The 19,933-nt window shown below is 67.2% G+C and carries 19 protein-coding genes and 1 other RNA gene; 5 read left to right on the forward strand and 15 right to left on the reverse strand.

Annotated features, from left to right (window positions below; genetic code table 11):
* The 9 genes from ftsW to mraZ all read right to left on the reverse strand — a co-directional run bounded on the left by ftsW (position 1) and on the right by mraZ (position 10,178).
* Complete coding sequence (ftsW, locus tag AC5JDC_RS12460) at positions 1-1,158, reverse strand: putative lipid II flippase FtsW (protein WP_106770999.1); 1,158 nt, start codon at positions 1,156-1,158, stop codon at positions 1-3.
* The gene (gene murD, locus AC5JDC_RS12465) at positions 1,158-2,558 is read right to left on the reverse strand and encodes a UDP-N-acetylmuramoyl-L-alanine--D-glutamate ligase (protein WP_495841628.1); all 1,401 of its coding nucleotides are present in this window, start codon (positions 2,556-2,558) and stop codon (positions 1,158-1,160) included. Before murD ends, ftsW begins: the two co-directional genes overlap by 1 nt.
* Positions 2,559-2,564: 6 nt before the next feature.
* Positions 2,565-3,647 (reverse strand): phospho-N-acetylmuramoyl-pentapeptide-transferase, encoded by a 1,083-nt coding sequence (gene mraY / locus AC5JDC_RS12470; RefSeq protein ID WP_106770926.1) that lies wholly within the window; start codon positions 3,645-3,647, stop codon positions 2,565-2,567.
* Positions 3,648-3,667: 20 nt separating this feature from the next.
* Complete coding sequence (locus AC5JDC_RS12475) at positions 3,668-5,101, reverse strand: UDP-N-acetylmuramoylalanyl-D-glutamyl-2,6-diaminopimelate--D-alanyl-D-alanine ligase (RefSeq protein WP_495841629.1); 1,434 nt, start codon at positions 5,099-5,101, stop codon at positions 3,668-3,670.
* A complete protein-coding gene (locus tag AC5JDC_RS12480) occupies positions 5,098-6,552 on the reverse strand; it encodes a UDP-N-acetylmuramoyl-L-alanyl-D-glutamate--2,6-diaminopimelate ligase (protein ID WP_495841630.1) in 1,455 nt (484 codons plus the stop codon). Before AC5JDC_RS12480 ends, AC5JDC_RS12475 begins: the two co-directional genes overlap by 4 nt.
* Before the next feature lie 65 nt (positions 6,553-6,617).
* Positions 6,618-8,336, reverse strand: coding sequence for a peptidoglycan D,D-transpeptidase FtsI family protein (locus AC5JDC_RS12485; protein ID WP_495841631.1), 1,719 nt, complete (start codon positions 8,334-8,336; stop codon positions 6,618-6,620).
* Complete coding sequence (gene ftsL / locus AC5JDC_RS12490; protein ID WP_495841632.1) at positions 8,336-8,704, reverse strand: cell division protein FtsL; 369 nt, start codon at positions 8,702-8,704, stop codon at positions 8,336-8,338. Before ftsL ends, AC5JDC_RS12485 begins: the two co-directional genes overlap by 1 nt.
* A 2-nt stretch (positions 8,705-8,706) precedes the next feature.
* Entirely contained in the window at positions 8,707-9,717 is a 1,011-nt protein-coding gene (rsmH, locus tag AC5JDC_RS12495; RefSeq protein WP_495841633.1) for a 16S rRNA (cytosine(1402)-N(4))-methyltransferase RsmH, read from the reverse strand.
* Complete coding sequence (gene mraZ, locus AC5JDC_RS12500) at positions 9,714-10,178, reverse strand: division/cell wall cluster transcriptional repressor MraZ (RefSeq protein ID WP_106770997.1); 465 nt, start codon at positions 10,176-10,178, stop codon at positions 9,714-9,716. Before mraZ ends, rsmH begins: the two co-directional genes overlap by 4 nt.
* A gap of 409 nt (positions 10,179-10,587) precedes the next feature.
* On the opposite strand from mraZ, the gene AC5JDC_RS12505 reads away from it, so the two are divergent.
* Positions 10,588-11,706 (forward strand): cystathionine gamma-lyase, encoded by a 1,119-nt coding sequence (locus AC5JDC_RS12505; protein WP_495841634.1) that lies wholly within the window; start codon positions 10,588-10,590, stop codon positions 11,704-11,706.
* 67 nt (positions 11,707-11,773) lie between these two features.
* On the opposite strand, the gene rnpB is transcribed toward AC5JDC_RS12505, so the two are convergent.
* Together rnpB and AC5JDC_RS12515 are read right to left on the reverse strand one after the other, a co-directional pair.
* Positions 11,774-12,223, reverse strand: an RNA gene (gene rnpB, locus AC5JDC_RS12510) — RNase P RNA component class A.
* 83 nt (positions 12,224-12,306) lie between these two features.
* Entirely contained in the window at positions 12,307-12,792 is a 486-nt protein-coding gene (locus AC5JDC_RS12515; protein ID WP_342587149.1) for a lytic transglycosylase domain-containing protein, read from the reverse strand.
* 1 nt (position 12,793) lies between these two features.
* Between AC5JDC_RS12515 and AC5JDC_RS12520 the strand changes: the two genes are divergently transcribed.
* Positions 12,794-13,255 carry a hypothetical protein gene (locus tag AC5JDC_RS12520; protein ID WP_495841635.1) on the forward strand — a complete coding sequence of 154 codons (462 nt, stop codon included), beginning with the start codon at positions 12,794-12,796 and terminating at the stop codon, positions 13,253-13,255.
* Positions 13,256-13,379: 124 nt separating this feature from the next.
* On the opposite strand, the gene AC5JDC_RS12525 is transcribed toward AC5JDC_RS12520, so the two are convergent.
* From AC5JDC_RS12525 to AC5JDC_RS12535, 3 genes are all read right to left on the reverse strand, one after another.
* Positions 13,380-14,156 (reverse strand): N-acetylmuramoyl-L-alanine amidase, encoded by a 777-nt coding sequence (locus AC5JDC_RS12525; protein ID WP_495841636.1) that lies wholly within the window; start codon positions 14,154-14,156, stop codon positions 13,380-13,382.
* Positions 14,153-14,860: a J domain-containing protein gene (locus AC5JDC_RS12530; protein WP_106770915.1), complete on the reverse strand. Its 708-nt coding sequence runs from the start codon at positions 14,858-14,860 to the stop codon at positions 14,153-14,155. Before AC5JDC_RS12530 ends, AC5JDC_RS12525 begins: the two co-directional genes overlap by 4 nt.
* A 223-nt stretch (positions 14,861-15,083) precedes the next feature.
* Entirely contained in the window at positions 15,084-15,302 is a 219-nt protein-coding gene (locus AC5JDC_RS12535) for a hypothetical protein (protein WP_495841637.1), read from the reverse strand.
* A gap of 265 nt (positions 15,303-15,567) precedes the next feature.
* Here AC5JDC_RS12535 and AC5JDC_RS12540 point away from each other — a divergent pair, with 265 nt between their 5' ends.
* Together AC5JDC_RS12540 and AC5JDC_RS12545 are read left to right on the forward strand one after the other, a co-directional pair.
* Positions 15,568-16,812 (forward strand): BtaA family protein, encoded by a 1,245-nt coding sequence (locus AC5JDC_RS12540; protein WP_495841638.1) that lies wholly within the window; start codon positions 15,568-15,570, stop codon positions 16,810-16,812.
* Entirely contained in the window at positions 16,809-17,477 is a 669-nt protein-coding gene (locus tag AC5JDC_RS12545; protein WP_495841639.1) for a class I SAM-dependent methyltransferase, read from the forward strand. Before AC5JDC_RS12540 ends, AC5JDC_RS12545 begins: the two co-directional genes overlap by 4 nt.
* Here the strand turns inward: AC5JDC_RS12545 and AC5JDC_RS12550 are convergent.
* Positions 17,468-18,844, reverse strand: a complete 1,377-nt coding sequence (locus AC5JDC_RS12550; RefSeq protein WP_495841640.1) for a serine hydrolase domain-containing protein — start codon at positions 18,842-18,844, stop codon at positions 17,468-17,470. The two genes, AC5JDC_RS12545 and AC5JDC_RS12550, sit on opposite strands and share 10 nt — an antisense overlap.
* 201 nt (positions 18,845-19,045) lie before the next feature.
* Here AC5JDC_RS12550 and AC5JDC_RS12555 point away from each other — a divergent pair, with 201 nt between their 5' ends.
* Positions 19,046-19,867: a glycoside hydrolase family 25 protein gene (locus tag AC5JDC_RS12555; RefSeq protein ID WP_495841655.1), complete on the forward strand. Its 822-nt coding sequence runs from the start codon at positions 19,046-19,048 to the stop codon at positions 19,865-19,867.
* Positions 19,868-19,933: the final 66 nt, after the last annotated feature.

Consider the following 19,933-nt stretch of genomic DNA (forward strand, 5'->3'; position numbering starts at 1 on the left):
CTATTCGGCGGGCAGAGCGTGCCGCGCCATCATGGCGATCCCGGGTCGCTTGCGCCCTTCAGGCTTCTTGCGCGTCAGCGCCAGCACCATGCCCATCGACACGGCGACCGCGATCAGCGACGAGCCGCCATAGGAGATGAAGGGCAGCGTCATGCCCTTGGCCGGCATCATCTGCAGGTTCACGCCCATGTTGATGATCGACTGGAAGCCGAACACGGCAACCAGACCGGACACGGCATAGCGGGTGAAATCGTCCTGCTCCCTCAGCGCCGTTTTCAAGCCCCGAAGCACCACGAAGGCGAACAGCGCCATGATCAGGAAACACATGATCAATCCGTATTCCTCGCCGGCCACCGCGAACACGAAATCGGCATGGCTGTCCGGGATCATCTTCTTGTAGACGCCCTCGCCCGGACCGACGCCGAACCATCTGCCGTTGAGCAACGCGTCGAGCGCCATATCCACCTGATACCTGTCGCCCTCGCCGGTCAGGAAGCGGTCGATGCGGCCGGCGAAATGGTCGAAGGTCACATAGGCGCCGAACACGCCCACGACCGCCAGGGAGCCGATGCCGATGATCCAGAACCATGGCATGCCGGCCATGAAGAACATCACGCCCCAGGTGCTGATCGTCAGAATCGTCTGGCCGAGGTCGGGCTGCAGCACCAGCAGCGCCACCACGAGGCAGAGCAGCAGCAGCGCCAGCAGGTTGCCGGGAATATGCGGGTTGCGCGCCTTCTCCGCGAACAGCCAGGCACAGATGATGACGAAGGCCGGCTTCATGAACTCGGACGGCTGAACGGACACGCCGAAGAGCGATACCCAACGGTGCGCGCCCTTCACCTCGACGCCGATGTAGAGCACCGCGACCATGAGCAGCAGCGCGCCGCCGAGCATGACGACGGCGAGCCGCCGGACCTCCCGCGGCGTGAGGAAGGACACGGCGAGCATCGCCGCCAGCGCCGGGATCATGTAGACGATCTGCCGGGTGGCGAAATGGAAGCTGTCGAGGCCGATGCGCTCGGCCACCGCCGGGCTGGCCGCGAAGGACAGCAGGATGCCCAGGCCCATCAGCGACAGGAATGCGGCGAGGAACCAGCGGTCGATCGTCCGCCACCACACGGCGACCGGGCTGCGGTCCAGACGGCTGCTCTGCATCAGCATGTCCCTCCGATGGGCACAATGTCGGGAATGGCGTGCACGGCGGCCCGGAAGGCGTCGCCGCGCACCTCGAAGTTGCGGAACTGGTCGAAGCTGGCGCAGGCCGGCGAAAGCAGGACGACGGCTTCGCCGGCCGCGTCCTCCGCCGCGTCGCGCGCCGCGTGCTCGACGGCCGCGGCCAGCGTTCCGGAGATCTCGTAAGGCACCGCTTCGCCGAGCGTCGCGGAAAAGGCGGGAGCGGCCTCGCCGATCAGATAGGCCTTGGCGATGCGCCCGAAATAGGATCGCAGCGGCTCGATGCCGCCCTCCTTCGGCAGGCCGCCGGCGATCCAGTAGATGCGCGGGAAGCTGGAGAGTGCCGGCGCCGAAGCATCGGCATTGGTCGCCTTGGAATCGTTGACAAAAAGCACGTTGCCCTTGCGGCCGACCTGCTCCATGCGGTGGGCAAGGCCCGGAAAGCTCTCCAGCCCGGACTGGATCTCGCCAAGATCGAGCCCGACCTTCAGACAGGCCGCGACCGCGGCGAGCGCATTCTGCGCATTGTGCTGGCCGCGCAGCGAGCCGATGCCCTCGAGGAAGGCGATGCGGCTGTAGCGGCCGTCGATCGCTTCCATCAGGCTGGTGCCGTCGGCGAAGTAGCCGTCGGGCAGCGGCAGTCGCTTGGAGATGCGCACCACCTGCCTGCCGGCCTTTTCCAGCCGGTCGGCTATCTGGGTGCAGTAGATGTCATCGACGCCGATGATAGCGGTGTCGCTGCCCGAGACCAGCCGCTCCTTGATCGCCGCGTAGTGCTGCATGGTGCCATGGCGGTCGAGATGGTCGGGCGTCAGGTTGAGCAGGACGCCGGCTGTCGGGTTGATCGAGGGGGCAAGGTCGATCTGGTAGGACGAGCACTCGACCACGTAGAAGCGGTCGGCGGCGAGCGGATCGAGCGTCATCACGGCGCGGCCGATATTGCCGCCCATCTGGGTGTCGCGGCCGGCCGACCTCAGGATGTGCGCTGTGAGCGCGGTGGTGGTCGACTTGCCGTTGGTCCCGGTGATGGCGACGAAAGGCGCAGCAGGCGCCTGGGCAATGCGCTCGCGGGCGAACAGTTCGACATCGCCGATGATCTCGACGCCGGCGCCGCGCGCCAGCTCGACCGTCCAGTGCGGCTTGGGATGCGTCAGCGGCACGCCCGGCGACAGCACGAAGCTGGAAAACCCGCTCCAGTCGGCGGCGCGCAGGTCGCCGACCGCGATGCTCTCCGCCTCGGCTTTCGCGACGCTCTCCGGATTGTCGTCCCAGGCGAGCACCTCCGCCCCCCCCTCGACCAGGGCGCGGCCGGTGGCGATGCCCGAGCCGCCGAGCCCGAACAGCGCGACCTTCTTTCCGGCAAAGGAGCGGGCTGCGATCATCCTGGGCTACCGCAGCTTGAGGCTGGAAAGGCCGACCAGCGCCAGGATCACGGCGATGATCCAGAAGCGGATCACGACCTGGCTTTCCGTCCAGCCGAGCTTTTCGAAATGGTGGTGGATCGGCGCCATCAGGAACACCCGCTTGCCAGTCATCTTGAAGAAGCCGACCTGGATGATGACCGACAGCGCTTCCATGACGAACAGCCCGCCGATGATCGCGAGCACGATCTCGTGCTTGGTGGCCACCGCGATCGTGCCGATCAGGCCGCCCAGCGCCAGCGAGCCGGTGTCGCCCATGAAGATCGCCGCGGGCGGGGCATTGAACCAGAGAAAGCCGAGCCCGGCCCCAATGACCGCGCCGAGGATGACGGCGAGCTCGCCGGTGCCGGGCACGAAGTGGATCTGCAGGTAGTCGGCGAACACGGCGTTGCCCGACAGGTAGGCGATGACGCCGAACGAGGCGGCCGCGATCATGATCGGCACGATGGCGAGCCCGTCCAGGCCGTCGGTGAGGTTCACCGCATTGCCTGCGCCCACCACGACCAGGCAGGCGAATGGAATGAAGAACCAGCCGAGGTTGAGCAGAAAATCCTTGATGAACGGAAAGGTGAGCGAGGAGGAGAACGGCGCCTGGCCGTTCTGCATGATCACCCAGGCGGCAATCGCGGCGATGACGAACTCGATGCCGAGCCGCGCCCGGCCGGAGAGACCGAGATGCGACTGCTTCGTCACTTTGAGGTAGTCGTCGTAGAAGCCGATCGCGCCGAAGCCGAGCGTCACCAGCAGCACCACCCAGACATAGACGCTGGTAACGTTGGCCCACAGCAGGGTCGAGCCGACGATGCCGGAGATGATCATCAGGCCGCCCATGGTGGGCGTGCCGGCCTTCTTGAAATGCGTCTGCGGCCCGTCGGCGCGGATCGGCTGGCCCTTGCCCTGGCGTATCCGCAGCGAGTCGATGATGCGCGGCCCGAAGATGAAGACCAGCAGTGCCGCCGTGATCAGCGCACCGCCAGTCCGGAAGGTGATGTAGCGGAAGATGTTGAAGACCGAGACATGGTCGGAAAAACTGACGAGAAGCGTGAGCATGCGTCCCCCGGAGCCCGCGGTCAGGTTGGTTTCTGGCCGCCGGCTTGCGCCGGGAACCGGTTGAGGAGCGCTTCGACCAGCTTCGAGAAGCCGATCCCCTTGGAAGATTTGACCATGACCACGTCGCCGGGCCGGACCGCGTCCAGCAGGATCGGCTTCAGATCGTCGACGCTCGGGCGGTATTCCTTGCGAATGTCGCCGGGCAGCGTGTCGGCAAGGTTCTTCATCTGCGGCCCGGCCATCAGCACGATGTCGGTGTGCGTCTCCGAGATCACCCGGGCGAGCCCGGCATGCAGTTTCGCCGAGTGGCTGCCGAGCTCCAGCATGTCGCCGAGGACGGCGATGCGCCGGCCTTCGGCCGTAACCGGCGTCGCATCGAGCAGTTCGATCGCTGCCTTCATGGAGGCCGGATTGGCGTTGTAGCTCTCGTCGATCAGCGTGAAGGCGCCGCTCTCCGTGCCGAGCCGATGCTGCCGGCCACGGCCGGTCTCCGGAACGAGCTCCGCCAGCGCGGCGACAACGGCCTTGAGGTCGGCGCCGACCAGCCGCGCCGCGCCGAGCACCGCGAGCGCGTTCTGGACGAAGTGCCGCCCTGGCGCCCCTACCCGCGCCTCGATCTCCTTGCCGCCAATCTTGACGGAGATCAGCGAGTGGTCGGCGGCGAGTTCGCATTTGGTCAGCCGCACCTGGGCGCGCGCGTTCTCGCCGAAGCCGACGACGTTCTTGACGCCGGCGTCGCGCGCCAGCCGCTCCAGCAGCTTCCAGCGCCCGTCGTCGCGGTTGAGCAGGGCGTAACCGTTCGGCTCGATCCCCTCGAAGATCTCGGCCTTGGCGCGGGCGATCTCGTCGAGGCTGTTGAAGAAACCGAGATGGGCGGCGGCGATCAAGGTGACGATGGCGACATGCGGACGCACCATCTTCACCAGCGGCCGGATCTCGCCGGGATGGTTCATGCCGATCTCGAAGACGGCGTAGTCGCAGTCGGCCGGCATGCGCGCCAGCGTCAGCGGCACGCCCCAGTGATTGTTGAAGGACTTGTCCGACGCATGCACCTTGCCTGCCGCCGACAGTACGTGCCGCAGCGCTTCCTTGGTGGTGGTCTTGCCGACCGAGCCGGTGACGGCGATGATTTTCGCCTTGCTTCGCGCCCGCGCCGCCATTCCCGCCTTTTCGAGGGCGACGAGCACGTCCGGCACCACGATCATCGGCACCGTCAGCCTCCCGAGCGCCGGCAGCTTGCCTTGCGCCACGACGAGCAGGGCCGCCCCCGCCTTGATCGCGGCGGTGGCGAAGTCGTGGCCGTCCATCGCCTCGCCCTTGATGGCGAAGAACGCATCGCCCGGCCGCAGCGTGCGGCTGTCGATCGAGATGCCGCCGATCCCGCCGGGCATCGCGCCGACCGGACGACCGTCCATCGCCGCGATCAGCTCCTCGCTCGTCCACAGCAGGCTCATGCGGCGCGCTCCCGGAGAGCCTTGCGCACCTCCTCGTGGTCGGAGAACGGCAGCGTTTCCGCCCCGATGGTCTGGCCCTCCTCGTGGCCCTTGCCGGCGACGATCAGCGTATCCCCGGCCTTGAGCATGTCGACGGCCGCACGGATCGCCTCGTGCCGATCGCCGATCTCGATGGCGCCCGGCGCGGCGGCGAGGATGGCGGCACGGATATCGACCGGCACCTCGGAGCGCGGATTGTCGTCGGTGACGATCGTCACGTCGGCCAGCCGGGTGGCGATTTCGCCCATGATCGGGCGCTTGCCGCGGTCGCGGTCGCCGCCGCAGCCGAACACGACGATAACCCGCCCGGTGGTGAACGGCCGGACAGAAGAGAGCACGTTCTCCAGCGCTTCGGGCTTGTGGGCATAGTCGACATAGACCGGCGCGCCATTGGCCGCCGTCCCGACGAGATCGAGGCGACCCGGTGCGCCCTTCAGTTTCTCCAGCGCCTTCAGGGCTTTGGAAGCATCGGTTCCGGTGGCGATGGCGAGCCCGGCGGCGACCAGCGCGTTGTAGATCTGGAAATCGCCGGCGAGCGGCAGGTCGATCTCGTGGATCACGCCGGCATGCTCGATCTCGGCACGCTGGCGGTAGCGCTCGTGCTCCACCCGCTTCAGCGTCAAGAAATCGCCGTGGCGGCCGACGGTATGCACGGCAAGGCCCGCGGCCCGCGCCGCCTCGATCGTCGGGGCGGAATAGGCGTCGTCGGCAAAGATGACGGCCGGCGATCCCCTGGGCAGCAGCGTGTCGAACAACCTGAGCTTGGCCGCGAGATAGTCCTCCACGGTCGGATGGTAGTCCATGTGGTCGCGGCCGAGATTGGTGAAGGCGCCGGCCGCGAGCCGCACGCCGTCCAGCCGCCGCTGGACGAGGCCGTGGCTGGAAGCCTCCATCGCCGCGTGGTCGACGCCGGCAACCGCGAGCTCGGCGAGCAACATGTGCAGCGCGACCGGATCGGGCGTCGTCAGCGAGCCGTAGTCGTTGCGGCCGGGCGCGATGACACCGGTCGTGCCGATGCTTGCGGCGCGAAATCCGGCCTGCTCCCAGATCTGGCGGGTGAAGGAAACGACCGAGGTTTTGCCGCTGGTGCCGGTCACCGCGACCATCGTCTGCGGCTGGCGGCCGTAAAAACGCGCCGCGATCCGCGCCAGCGCCAAGCGTGGGTCGTCCACGGGTATGACGGGCACGGCCAGCCGAGCCGGCGCGGTCTGCCTGCCTGTGATCACCGCCACGGCTCCCCGTGCTTCGGCATCCGCGGCAAAAGCCGAGCCGTCCGCCTTCACCCCGGGCACGGCCACGAAGATCATTCCCGGCCGGACCGCGCGCGAATCCGAGGTTATGCCGGCCACTTCCAGGTCTGCGGGCAAGCCCGGCGCGACGGGAAGAACAGCGGCGAGGTCGGCGAGCTTCATCTTTTCTTCGTTGTTCTTTGCGGCCTGCGTAAACAAACGGCGCGCTTTGCCGGCGCGCCAGGGAATCACTGCGTCGAGACCAGCGTTGCCTCGCCTTCTTGTCCGAATTCGGGCTTCACGCCAAGCAGGGAAGCCGAACGGCGGATGATGTTGGCAACGATCGGCGCGGCGTTCAGACCCGACGTGGCGGCCATGCCCGGCTTTTCTGGTTTCGGCTCGTCTACGACGGAGAGTACGATGTATTGCGGGTCGTCCATTGGAAACGCCGCCACGAAGGCGTTGAAGCGCACGTTCTTGGCGTAACGCCCGTTGACCACCTTCTCGGCCGTCCCGGTCTTGCCGCCGACGCGATAGCCAGGAACCTGCGCCCGCGCACCCGAACCGCCCGAACCCTTGGTGGCGTTCAGCTTGTAGAGATAGCGCATCGATTCCACCGTGTAGTCGGAAACGACCTTTTGGCCGACGGCATCAGCTTCGTCTTCGGAACGCGGCAGGAAGGTCGGCGGCAGCAGCTTGCCGCTCATCAGCGCGGCGGCGCCGACGGCGGTCTGCAATGGCGTCGTCGTGAAGCCGTGACCGAAGGCGGCGGTGATCGAATGCACCTTCTTCCATACCCTCGGCTCGGTCGGCCGCGCCACCTCCGGCAACTCCGTCTGCATGCGGTCGAGCAGGCCGAGACGGTGCAGGAACTCGCGATGTCCCTCGATGCCGACCACGTCCGCCTCGCGCGCCGAGCCGATGTTGGAGGAATAGATGAAGACCTCCGGCACGCTGAGCACCCTGCCCTTGCCGTGGAAGTCGCGGATAGTCTGGCGGCCGATGGTGATCGGCCGGGTGGCGTCGAAGCGGCTCTCCAGCGTCACCTTGCCGGAATCCAGCGCCATCGCCGTGGTGAAGCTCTTGATGGTCGAGCCCATCTCGTAAACGCCGGCCGACATGCGGTTCAGGCGGTCCTTGTCGAGAGCGTTGAAGGGGTTGTTGGGATCGAAATCGGGCACCGACGCCATCGCCAGGACCTCGCCGGTCTTGACGTTGAGGACGACCGCGCCGGCGGCGATGGCGTGGTAACGCTCCATCGCCCGCACGATCTCGTCGCGCACGATGTGCTGCACACGCAGGTCGATCGACAGCCGCACCGGCTGCAGGTCCCCGGCCACGGCGAGACCGGTGGCCTGCAGGTCGGCAAAACCCTGGTCGTCGATGTACTTCTCCAGGCCGGCGATGCCCTTGTTGTCGATATTGGTGAGGCCGAGGATGTGCGAGGCGGTCGGGCCGCCGGGATAGAAGCGCCGCTTCTCGGTGCGGAAGCCGATGCCGGGCAGGCCGAGCGCCATGATGTCGGCCTGCTGGCGCGGCGTGAGCTGCCGCTTCAGCCAGACGAAGCCCGATCCGCTCTTCAGCTTGTGGTAGGTCTGCTCCACCTGCAGGTCGGGCAGCACGGTCGACAGCTTTTCGATCACCTCGTCCGCGTCGACGATGCGGCGCGGCTCGGCGAACAGCGAGGCCGTCTTGATGTCGGTCGCCAGCACCTGGCCGTTGCGATCGACGATGTCGGGCCGCGAGGCGGTGACCCGCGCCACCGGACCGGAGCCGTTGTCTGGCTCAATCAGGCCAAAATAGACCAGCCGTCCGGCGATGGCCGCGTAGATGCCGAAGAAGACGGCCATGGTCATGATGACCCGCGTCCGCGCCCGCCCGCCGGTCGCCATGCGGGCACCGTCGACGACGATCGCGGCGGTCGAGCTCGCGGCGGCGGCCGCTTTCCTGCGCCAGAACTTCATCATTACCGCACCGCACCCGTCGTCGTTTCGTCCATGCCGTCGTCGGGCAGGTCGAAGGCCTGACCGATGATGTCCCTGATTTCCAGCGGCCGGATCGGAATCTCGTCGACCCGCGCGAACTGGCGCGCGTCGGTCGGCTGCAGCTTGAGGTCGGCCTCATAGGTCTCGGTAAGCTTCTGCAGGCGCGAGGGCTGCGTGAGCAGGCTCCAGTCGGCCTTGAGCAGCACGATCGAATCCTCTTCCAGGCGGATCTGCTGCTCCAGCTTGCGCACCAGCGTGAGCTGGTCCTCGGCGACCTGCTTGGTCTTGTAGGTGAAGGCGGCGGCCGAAACCATGACCGCGATCAGCACCATGTCGCTTGTCCGGAACATCGTTACCTCTCTGGCCGCAGATCTGGGAGCTTCGGCAGGCCGAACAGGCCGAGATCGGCGGGGCGCGCCGACGCGGTGGTGCGGACCGCCGCCCGCAGCTTCGCCGATCGCGCCCGCGGATTGGCGGCGATTTCGGCTTCGCCGGGCGCCACCGCGCCGCCGCGCTTGTCGAAGGTCGCCACCACGGCGTGTTTCTGCGGCAGATGCCGCGAGCCGGCGGGCGCCGAGGACCGGTCGGCGATGAAGCGCTTGACGATGCGGTCCTCCAGCGAATGGAAGGTGACGACGACCAGCCGGCCGCCCGGCTTCAGCACCCGCTCGGCGGCGATGAGCGCCAGTGCCAGCTCGCCCAGTTCGTCGTTCACATAGATGCGCAGCGCCTGGAAGACGCGGGTCGCCGGATGGATCTTTTCACGCGGCGGGAAGCCGACGAGATCGGCGATCGACTGGGCGAGATCCGTGGTGCGCAGGAACGGCCTTTCAGCCCGCCGCCGCTCGATCATGCGGGCGATGCGGCCGGCATGCCGCTCCTCGCCGAGCAGGCCGAAGATGCGGGTGAGGTCGCCGGCCTTGAAACGGTTGACGACATCGGCGGCCGACGGGCCCGCCTGCGCCATGCGCATGTCGAGCGGCCCGTCGGCACGGAAGGAGAAACCGCGTCCGGCCTGGTCGACCTGCATGGAGGAGATGCCGATGTCGAGCACGACGCCGTCGACCGCCTCTGCATGCTCGTCCAGGGACGAGAACGGCGCCTCGACCAGCCTCAGCCGGCCGCCGGCCGCCGCCTCCAGCGCCTTGCCCGCGGCGATCGCGTCGGGGTCGCGGTCGATCGCCACCACCGATGCGCCGCGATCGAGGATCGCCCTCGTATACCCACCCGCGCCGAACGTGCCGTCGACGATCACCTGGCCCGCTGCCGGCTGCAGCGCCTCCAGCACCTCGGCGAGAAGAACCGGAACATGGCGGGCCGGTCCGCCAACCGCGAAGTCGCCTTCGCCGTGGCCCGCCATCATTCCGGCGCCCCCGCACCAACGGATTGCGGAACTTGCCTGAGTCTCAGCAACCTGTCCCGCACGACCTTGCCATGCGCCTCGAAGCGGCCCGGCTCCCATATCTGAAAGAAGGCGCCGCGACCGACAAAGACCGCTTCCGTCGTGATGCCCGTATGGGCGCGGATGAAGTCGCTCATCGTGATGCGGCCGTCCTGGTCGATCTTCAAAAACGTCCCGTCGCCATGGACGAAGAAGGACATATCGTCGGCAGCGCCCTGGAAGGGGTCCTCCTGCGCGATGCGCTGCTCGTAGCGGTCGAGCAGGTCGAGCCCGCCGACGTCCATGGCCGGCGCATCGAGCGCCCGCAGCGCATAGAGATCGCAATAGCCCCGCTTCTGCACGACCGCGCGGAAATGCGCCGGCACGGAGACGCGCCCCTTCGCATCGATCCTGTTCACGGCGTTCGACAGAAAGCGATCCATCATCCGAAACGTCCGCCGCGCCCCACTCGCACTCCTGGCGGCCACCGACCGGACCGCCGCATCTCAGCACCCGAATCCCGCGCGCAAAGCCGCCCGGACGCGGCAAAAGCCCACCGCCGGCCGCCGAACGCATCGACGCCGCCACCCTTCCCCGCGCAACTTCGTGAATATCGAAATGGGATATCATGGGGCAATATGGGCGTCAACGGGAGCAATCTCGAAACCGGAGCCGGAATCAGCGAAGCGAAGGCATTTCCGGCGCTTGCGCCTTTATCGTCCATTAAGCCTAACGAAGGGTTATTGCGTGGCGGGGCGGCCCGCGTGCCGCCGGGGCAGCTTGCCTGGGCCTCCGGACTTGCCGCGACCGCTGCCTCCCGCTACTGCAACCCGGCGCAGCGGAGTGGACGAGATGAGCGACGGGACGAATGCACGGGCGGCGGGGCTGCAGCACCTGCGCAGGCGCGGGCTGAACAAGGGCGATCCGATCCCACTGCCCCTCACCCTCGCCTCGACCTTCCACCTGCCCGGCGAGCCCGGCGATTTTCACCAGTACGGCCGTTCCGAGAACCCGACATGGGAAGCGCTGGAGGAGATGCTGGCGCATCTGGAGGATGCGCCCTGCGTCGCCTTCCCCTCCGGCATGGCGGCGATCTCGTCCGTCCTCTTCGGCCTGCTGAAGGCCGGCGACCGCATCCTGCTGCCCAGTGACGGCTATTACACGCCGCGGGTTCTCGGCGACCGCTTCCTGTCGCGCTTCGGCGTCCGCTTCGACCTGCGCCCGACCGCCTCCTTCCTCGACGGCGGCTTCGACGGCTACCGGCTGGTCTATGTCGAGACGCCGTCCAATCCCGGCCTCGATCTCTGCGACATCGCCGCAGTCGCCTCCGCCGCCCATGCAGCCGGAGCCCTGGTGGTCGCCGACAACACCACCATGACGCCGTTCGGGCAGCGGCCGCTCGAGCTCGGCGTCGACATCCTGGTCGCCGCCGACACCAAGGCGCCCAACGGCCATTCCGACGTGCTGTTCGGCCACGTCGCCAGCCGCGACGCCGAAATCCTCAAGTCCATACGGGAGTGGCGAAAACTCTCCGGCAGCATTCCCGGCCCGTTCGAAGCCTGGCTGCTGCACCGTGGCCTGGAGACGCTGGAATTGCGTTTCGAGCGTATGTGCCGGTCGGCGGAGACCATCGCGCCGCGATTGAAGGCGCATTCGGCGGTCCGCGCAGTGCGCTATCCCGGCCTGCCCGACGATCCCTCGCACAATCTCGCCGCCGCGCAGATGCTGCGCTTCGGCTCGCTCATCGGGCTGACCCTCGACAGCGCCGACAAGGCCGAGGCCTTCATCGACGGCTGCGCCTTGCTGCAGCCCGCGACTTCGTTCGGCTCGGTGCACAGCTCGGCCGAGCGCCGCGCCCGCTGGGGCGACGCGGTGGCGCCGGGTTTCGTCCGGCTCTCCCTGGGCTGCGAGCCGACGGAGGAGCTTTGGAGCGCGATCGAGGCGTCGCTGGACGCGCTGTCCCGGTCGTAATGGCCGGCGTCCGCGCCTGATTCATTTTGTCAACGCAATCGGGAATCGCGCTGAATCCGTTTAGAAAAGTGTCAGCCGGCCTGTAAGCCGGGTTCTGTACGGCCCGTGCGCCTTGCGGCGCGCGGACGCGGCGGCCATTCGTCTTGGGCGCGGATTGCTCCGCGCCTCGCGCAACCTACCCGGATGGCCGGACCGGAAACAGTCCTGAGGGTCTCCCCTCGCGCCATCCCTATTCGGTCTTGCTCCCGGTGGGGTTTGCCGTGCCGCCACCGTTGCCGGCAGCGCGGTGGGCTCTTACCCCACCCTTTCACCCTTACCCCGCCGGCGCAGCGGCCGGTCCCGTCCGGGAAGTCGGACGGAATACAGCCGTTGTGCAGGCGGGGCGGTCTGCTTTCTGTGGCACTTTCCCTGGGGTCGCCCCCGCCGGTCGTTAACCGGCACCGTGTCTCCATGGAGCCCGGACTTTCCTCACCCGCGGCCTTTCGGCGTTTGCGGGTGCGGCCGCCCGGCCGGCTGACCGCCCGTATAAAGGTGCTCACCGGGCAAAACGCAACCCCGATTTCCGCCTCTCCTTGGAAATCGGGGCCTCGGCGTGTCCGATCAGCTGGCAAGCAGGCGCTGCACCTTGCCGCAATAGGCCTTCGACACCGGGTTCATGCGGCTGGCGCCATGACCCGCATTGTATTTGAGGATCGTGCCGCAGGTCGTGCCGCCGCCGAGCTGATGCGCCATGGCCAGATATTTCATGCCGAAGCGGATATTGGTCTCGGGATTGTAGAGAGCCGCAACCGAGCCGCTGTAGCCCAGGCCACGGGCGGTGGCCGGCTTGATCTGCATCAGCCCGACCTCGCCTGCGGAGCCGGTCGAGTTCGGCTGGTAGTTGCTTTCCACGCTGATCACTGCATGGGCGAGCGAGACCGGCACGCCGTATTCGGCGGCGTAGCGGGCGATCACCGCGTGATACGGCCTGCCTGACTTCGCTGCCGACAGCGTATCCGGCTTGACCGGGTAGCCGGACGCGGTCTTCACCTCGACGGTGGTTTCGGTCACCGTGATGCCGCCCGACTTGGCTTTCCGGCGGCTCACCTTGGCGCTCCGCTTCGCATTCCTGGTATCCAGCCTCGCCGTCTTGCGCTTCGCATTCGATGCCTTGCCGGCCTTCAAGGTCTTTGCCGCCGCTTTGGCGTTCGGCTTGACCGCGCTGCCGGTGGCCTTTGTCGTCTCAGTCCCGGTTTTCTTGGTCGTAAACAGCGGAGTCCGGGCAATGGCAGGCTTCTTCGCCGGAGCAGCCTTCGAAGTAGCGGCAGCCTTCGTCGCGGATTTCCTCGTCGTTTTGGCGCCCGGCTTCGCCTTCTCCGTGGTTGCGGCAGCTTTCTGCGTGGAAAACAGTGGCGTGCGCGGGATGTTGGGGAACTCAGCCGCGTTGGCGGCAAAAGAGGTCAGGGCGGCGGCAAGCGCCACCGTCAAGAAGATCGGCTTTTTCATCAGTTCCTGTTCGCTGACGACGGGGCGGAAGCGCCCGGTCGGTGTAGTCTCAAGCCTGCGGTGACAGCTGGCCGGCGGGTATGACCGGCCGTTTGCTGGTGAAGTTTGGGGCGAAAATGGCCCAGGCATTCACTTTTTGTTACAGTGCATGTCAACCGAAGGTCGAGCAGCAGCAGCCTTCCGCTACGTCAAGCAGCCCACTCTCCGACTCGTGAGGGCAATGCGGCAAGCAGCCGCTGAAGGGTTTCCCGCGTCGCCCGGTCGGCGATTCCATCGACTTTTTTCGGCCGGAAATGCAACTGAAAGGCCGAAACCACGGTCTTTGTGGCGCCGTCGTAAGTGCCGCCGGTCTCCAGTCCATATCCATAGGAAGCAAGCATCGCCTGCAGCCGCGTGACCTCCTGGCCCTCGTCGCCGGGCTGCAGCGCTGCGCCGCGCCGATGCCGCGCCGGCGCGACGAAATGGCCCACCCCGGCACGGGCGAGCGCGCGCCACGGAAACCGTTCGCCCGGGTCGATCTTGCGCCCCGGGGCCACGTCGGAATGGCCGAGAACCATTTCCGGGCGGATCCGATGGCGCGCGACAATACCTTGGCAGAGCGAGATCACCGCGGCGATCTGCCTCGGGGGAAACGGCGGGTGACCAGCCAGCGGGCCCGGATTGACGACCTCGATGCCGATCGACTGCGAGTTGATGTCGGTCACGCCGCGCCAGGAACTCTGTCCGGCATGCCACGCACGGTCGCTCTCGCGCACCATCTGCACGATCCGGCCGTCCTCATGAACGAGATAGTGCGAAGACACCTCGCTTGCCGGATTGCACAGCCAGTCCTCGGCCCCCGCCCCGGTCGTCATGCCGGTATAATGGAGCAGAATGATTTCTGGCCGAAATCCCTCGCGTCGGGGCCCGAAATTCGGCGAGGCCCTGACCATTGCACCGGGCTGGTCGGGGGCAAAGCCGCTCATAGCTGGCGCATGCCGCGTTCGATCATCTCGTAGGCGGTGTTGATGGTGGCAAGCCGCGTCGTGGCAAGCGCGATGAACTCGGCCGGCAGCCCGCGACCGATCAGCCGGTCGGGGTGGTTGTCTGCCACCAGCTTGCGATAGCGGCGACGCACTTCATCGAACGGCCGGCCGCGAGCGATGCCGAGCACCGCGTAGGGATCGGCCAGGCCGATGTCGACGTGGCGGGCCAGGATGGTGCGGTAATGCTCCTCGCCGATCTCGAAAATCTCGGCGACCCGCCGCAGGTACAGGCTCTCGCGCTCATGCAGCAGGCCGTCCGCCTTGGCGATGTGGAACAGTCCGTCGAGGATGTCCTCGAGCATGGCGCAGTTCGGCCGTCCGGAGCCGCAAAGTCGCGCCATCTTCTCCGCATAGGCCTCGAAGCCGGCGATGTCGGCCTGCGCCAGATCATAAAGCCGCGCGACATTGCGCGCCTCGGCGGGCGGGACCGAGAATATCTGCTGGAAGGCGCGCACCTCGTCCTGCGTGACCACGCCGTCCGCCTTGGCCATCTTCGCCGACAGGGCGATCATGGCGACGGAGAAGGCGACGCGCCGACGCAGTTCCGGGTCGCCGCCGAAGACGACGCGCAACGCCTCGGCGAGGTCGGACACACCGGCGCCCGCCTTGCTGACGAATTCTCCGATGCGCTCCCATATCGACATGGCCGCTTCATAGCCAAGGCCTTCGTGCTTGGCGAGGCTTGATCGGCAACGATCTGGTGAAGTTTCGGCATGAGAGGGGCGTGGCTCAAGCGATTCTCGGCCACGGAACAGCGGCTTTTCGGGCGATTCCGTCGGCAGGCTCAAGGCTGCCCTTCGCCAAAACGGGGCATGGCAAAGCCGCGCGACCAGGATGGCCGCGCGGCTTCTTCAAATGAAACGGACGTTACTGGGCCGGTGCCGGCGCAGGCTGGGCCGGCGGGCTTCCCTGGGTGTCGCCGCCCGTGCCGGTCTGCGGCGCAGGTGCCGCATTCGGCGTTGTCGTGTTGTCGGTCGCTGGCGGCGGCGTCGTGCTCTGCGTCGTCGTGTTGTCGGCGCTGTCGCTGCAGGCCGCGAGGCCAAGCAGGCCGATCGCGGCGGCTGAGGCGAGTACGAGCTTCTTCATCATGGACTCCTTCGTCATTCGGCAAGGCAGACGCGGGAGAAATGACGGGAGGCCCTCTAACGTTTCTTCACGTATGACGACGGCCGTAAACAATACGTGATAATCGCAGTTCTCGCCGCACGACTGTGTGATCGATTCCGCCGGTCCACTATCCGGGCGTCTCCCCATCGCGAGCCTGTCACGGCAGCGTCATCACCGCGTCACCGCTCCGTCATGGCGTCGCGCTACCCGCTTGCGGAATACGCCAACGGGATTCGCGCCGCTCATGACCGGTCCTTCCGCAACCCCTCTCCTGCGCGGCAATGCGCGCCTGAAGCAGGCCGTCTATCAGCACCGTGCGCTCTCCCGCGCCGGCCTGTCGGAGCGGCTGTTCACGTTGCTGTTCTCCGGACTGGTCTATCCGCAGATCTGGGAGGACCCGGACGTCGACATGGAAGCGATGCAGCTGGGCGAAGGCCATCGCGTCGTCACCATCGCTTCCGGCGGCTGCAACGTGCTGGCCTATCTCACCCGCTCGCCGGCGGCTATCGAGGCGGTCGACCTCAACCCGGCGCATGTCGCCCTCAACCGCCTGAAGCTCGCGGCGCTCGCCCACCTGCCCTCCTACGCCGATTTCCATCGCTTCTTCGGCGAGCCCGGCAACCGCCACAACAGCCTCGCCTACGACCGCTTCATCGCGCCGCACCTGGACGAAAGCTCGCGCCGCTACTGGGAGCGCCGCCGGTTGCGCGGCCGCCGCATCGACGTGTTTCAGCGCGATTTCTACCGCACCGGCCTGCTCGGCTGGTTCATCGCCACCGGCCATCTCGCCGCCCGGCTGCACGGCGTCGACCCCTGCAGGCTGACCGAAGCGAAGAGCCTCGACGAGCAGCGCCGCTTTTTTGAAGACGAGCTGGCGCCGGTCTTTGGAAAACCGCTGCTGCGCTGGGCGACGGCGCAGAAGGCGTCGCTGTTCGGGCTCGGCATCCCGCCGGCGCAATACGATTCCCTGGTGACGTCAGGAGACGGCACCATGGCGAGCGTGCTGAAGGCGCGGTTGGAAAAGCTCGCCTGCGATTTCCCGCTGGCCGACAATTATTTCGCCTGGCAGGCCTTTGCCCGCCGCTATCCCCGGGAAGGCGAAGGTGCCCTGCCCGCCTATCTCGACCGCGCCAGCTACGCCACGATCCGTGCCAACGCGCCCAGCGTCAGCATCCGCCATGCCAATGTCGCCGAACTCCTGGCGCGAAAGCCGGCCGGCTCCGTCGATCGCTACGTGCTGCTCGACGCGCAGGACTGGATGACGGACGGCCAGCTCAACACGCTCTGGACCGAGATCACCCGCACCGCGGCTGCCGGCGCCCGCGTGATCTTCCGCACCGCCGCCGAGCCCAGCATTCTCCCCGGCCGAGTATCGCAGAGCATCCTCGACCACTGGGACTACCGCCAGGAGGAGTCGCTGGACTTTTCGGCGCGCGACCGTTCGGCCATCTATGGCGGCTTCCATCTCTACGTGCTGAAGGACAGATGAGCGCCGTCGGCGGCCATGCGGCGCTGATGGACCGGAACTACCGGCTGCAGCGCCATGTCTACGACCTGACCCGCAAATACTATCTGCTCGGCCGCGACGGGATGATCGCCGGGCTCGGCGTGCCGCAAGGCGGCTCCGTGCTGGAGCTCGGCTGCGGCACGGGGCGCAATCTGATCCTCGCCGGCCGGCGCCATCCGGAGGCGAGGCTGTTCGGCCTCGACATCTCCGCCGCCATGCTGGAGACCGCCGCCGGCAATCTCGCGAGAAAAGGCATCGCGGGCCGGGCGACGCTGGCGCGTGGTGATGCCACTGCCTTCGACGCAAAGAATCTGTTCGGCGAAGAGACGTTCGACCGCGTCTTCATTTCCTACGCGCTGTCGATGATTCCCGACTGGGAAGGGGCGATAGCGGCGGCCTTGCGGGCGCTGTCGCCACACGGTTCGCTGCACATCGTCGATTTCGGCCAACAGGAGCGCCTGCCCGGCTGGTCCCGCAGTACACTCCACGCGTGGCTGGCAAAGTACCACGTGACGCCGCGGGCTTCGCTGGAGGCCGAACTGCGCAGCCAGGCCGGGGCTGCCGGCCGGCCGCTGCGCTTCGAGCGCTGGTACCGCGGCTATGCCTGGCACGCCGTGGCGGGACCTCGGCCGTCCTTTCAGTCCTGACCCAAAACCTTCGCCAGAGCGCCGACCATCGCCTGCGGCTTGTAACCGAGCCGCTCCGGGGTCAGGCCCATGCGCACCACGACCAGCCCGAGTGAGGGGATGATCGCCGTCGACTGGCCGTCATGGCCGATCAGCCAAAACGTGTCGCCGGGCACGCCGAGCGCGACGTCTTGCGCCTTCGTGCTTCTCGGTCCGCGCAGCCAGAGCTGGCCCCGCCCATAGCTGCCGTCCGAGGCGGCCCCGGGCTCGCGCATCCATGCGGCGTAGCCGGCCGGCAGGACCGGCTCGCCGTTCCATTCCCCGTCCTGCAGCAGGAACTGGCCGAAGCGCGCCCAGTCGCGCGCCGTCGCATAGAGATAGGACGACCCGACCAGCGTTCCCGCCGCATCCGGCTCGAGCACGGCGCTCGCCATGCCGAGTGGCCCGAACAGTTTTTCACGCGGCCAGGCGAGTGCGGCCTGCGGGTCGCCGACCGCCTCCTGCCAGACACGCGAAATGAGCAGCGTGGTACCACTGGAATAGCTGAATGCCGTGTCCACCGGCGCGGTCAGCGGCTTGGCCGCGGCGAAACCCGCCATGTCCTTCTCCAGGAACAGCATGCGGGTGACGTCGGTGACGTCGCCATAGTCCTCGTTGAAGGCGAGGCCGCTCGACATGCCCATGAGCTCGGCGAGCGTGATGTCCGCACGGCCGTCGGCGCGCCAGGCCTGGAAAAGCTGCTTCTTGTCGACGGAGAGCTTTCCTTCCCTGACCAGCATGCCGACGAGCGTGGCCGTCACCGTCTTGGTCATCGACCAGCCGAGCAGCGGCGTCCCGGCCGAAAAGCCTTCGCCATAACGCTCGGCGACGATGCGGCCGTCCCTGACCACGACCACCGCCCGCATGCCCGGACCGGTCATCGCCGGATCGTCGAGGATTTTTGCCAGCGCCTGATCTCCCGAGACCTCGACCTGCTCGCCCTCCGGCCACAGCGCCGGCGACGGTGCGGCCGGCACCGGCATCGCCGCCTGCCGGTCGGCGAGTGCTGCCGGCACGATCCCCTCCGGCAGCACGGTGCAGCCAAGCCCGTCGCGGGCAATCGCCGTGCGCGCGCCCCAGAAGCCGAACAAGCCCGCCCGCACCATGCGCGCCTCGCGATCGACCTTCACCTGCATCAGCTTCAGCAGCGGATGGCCCGGCGCCTGCACGTCGTCGGCAAGCACCTGATCGGGGTCCCGGCCGGCAAGGAAGACGTTCGAGCAGACGATCTTGGCGCTGTAGCCGGCGCCGACCCGGATAAGCTCCGGCGGCACCATGGCGAACCAGCCGACGGTCCCGGCCGCGCAAAGCAAGGCTGCCGCGGCAACGCTCCTGATCACCGCCCTCATGCCGTCCCTTCCATCGTTTCCATTGACGAATGCCTTCACGCAGATTTTATTCGCCTTCGTGCATCGTCAACCGGTTATCAACCATGTTCGACGATCACGGAGGGGACTATTCCGCTCCATAGGCGCGGGTGCGTTGTCGGCCGGAGGGCCAGCCTACTCGAAGATGCAGCTTTGCCGCCGCACCGGCAAGAAGGGGACGTGATGCGCCGACTGGCGGCTCTTGTGCTTGCTTGCGTGCTTGCCGGCTGCAGCACGGTGGACGACCTTGGCCTGCAGTCCACCGCGGCCGCCCTGCCGCCGGCCGGCGCCAGGCTGGCGACGGATCCTTCCGTGCTGCATCCGCGCTTCGGCGACAACGACCCGCATCAATGGGGCACGCGCACGCCCTTCCACTATGCGGTGCATGGCACCGACGTGTCGAAATACCAGACCAGCATCGACTGGGCCAAGGCCAAGGCCTCCGGCATCTCCTTCGCCTTCATCAAGGCGACGGAAGGCGGCGACCGGCTCGACGACAGATTCGCCGAGCACTGGCGCGGCGCCGGGAATGCCGGCGTGCCGCGCGGCGCTTATCATTTCTATTATTTCTGCCGCCCGGCCGCGGAGCAGGCGCGCTGGTTCATCGCCAACGTGCCGCGCGACCGCTCCGCCCTGCCGCCCGTGCTCGACATGGAATGGAACCCGCACTCGCCGACCTGCAAGCTGCGGCCGCCCGCAGAAACGGTGCGCAGCGAGATGAGCATCTTCCTGTCCATGGTGGAGAAGCACTACGGCAGGAAGCCGATCATCTACACCTCGATCGACTTCTTCGACGACAACCGGCTCGCCACCTTCACCGGCTATCCCTACTGGCTGCGCTCGGTGGCCGGCCATCCGTCCGACCGTTACGGCGCCCACCCCTTCACCTTCTGGCAATACACCGGCACCGGCATCGTGCCGGGCATCAGGGGCAACGCCGACATCAACGTCTTCAACGGAAGCCATGCCACGTGGAGAAAGTGGCTCGCCCAGAACACGCGCTGAGCCCGGACACGCGCCGAAAATTGCCGTTCTGCCCGGTTTTCGCCATGACTCTTGGGCAGAGCACAA

It is taken from the genome of Kumtagia sp., assembly GCF_059502445.1.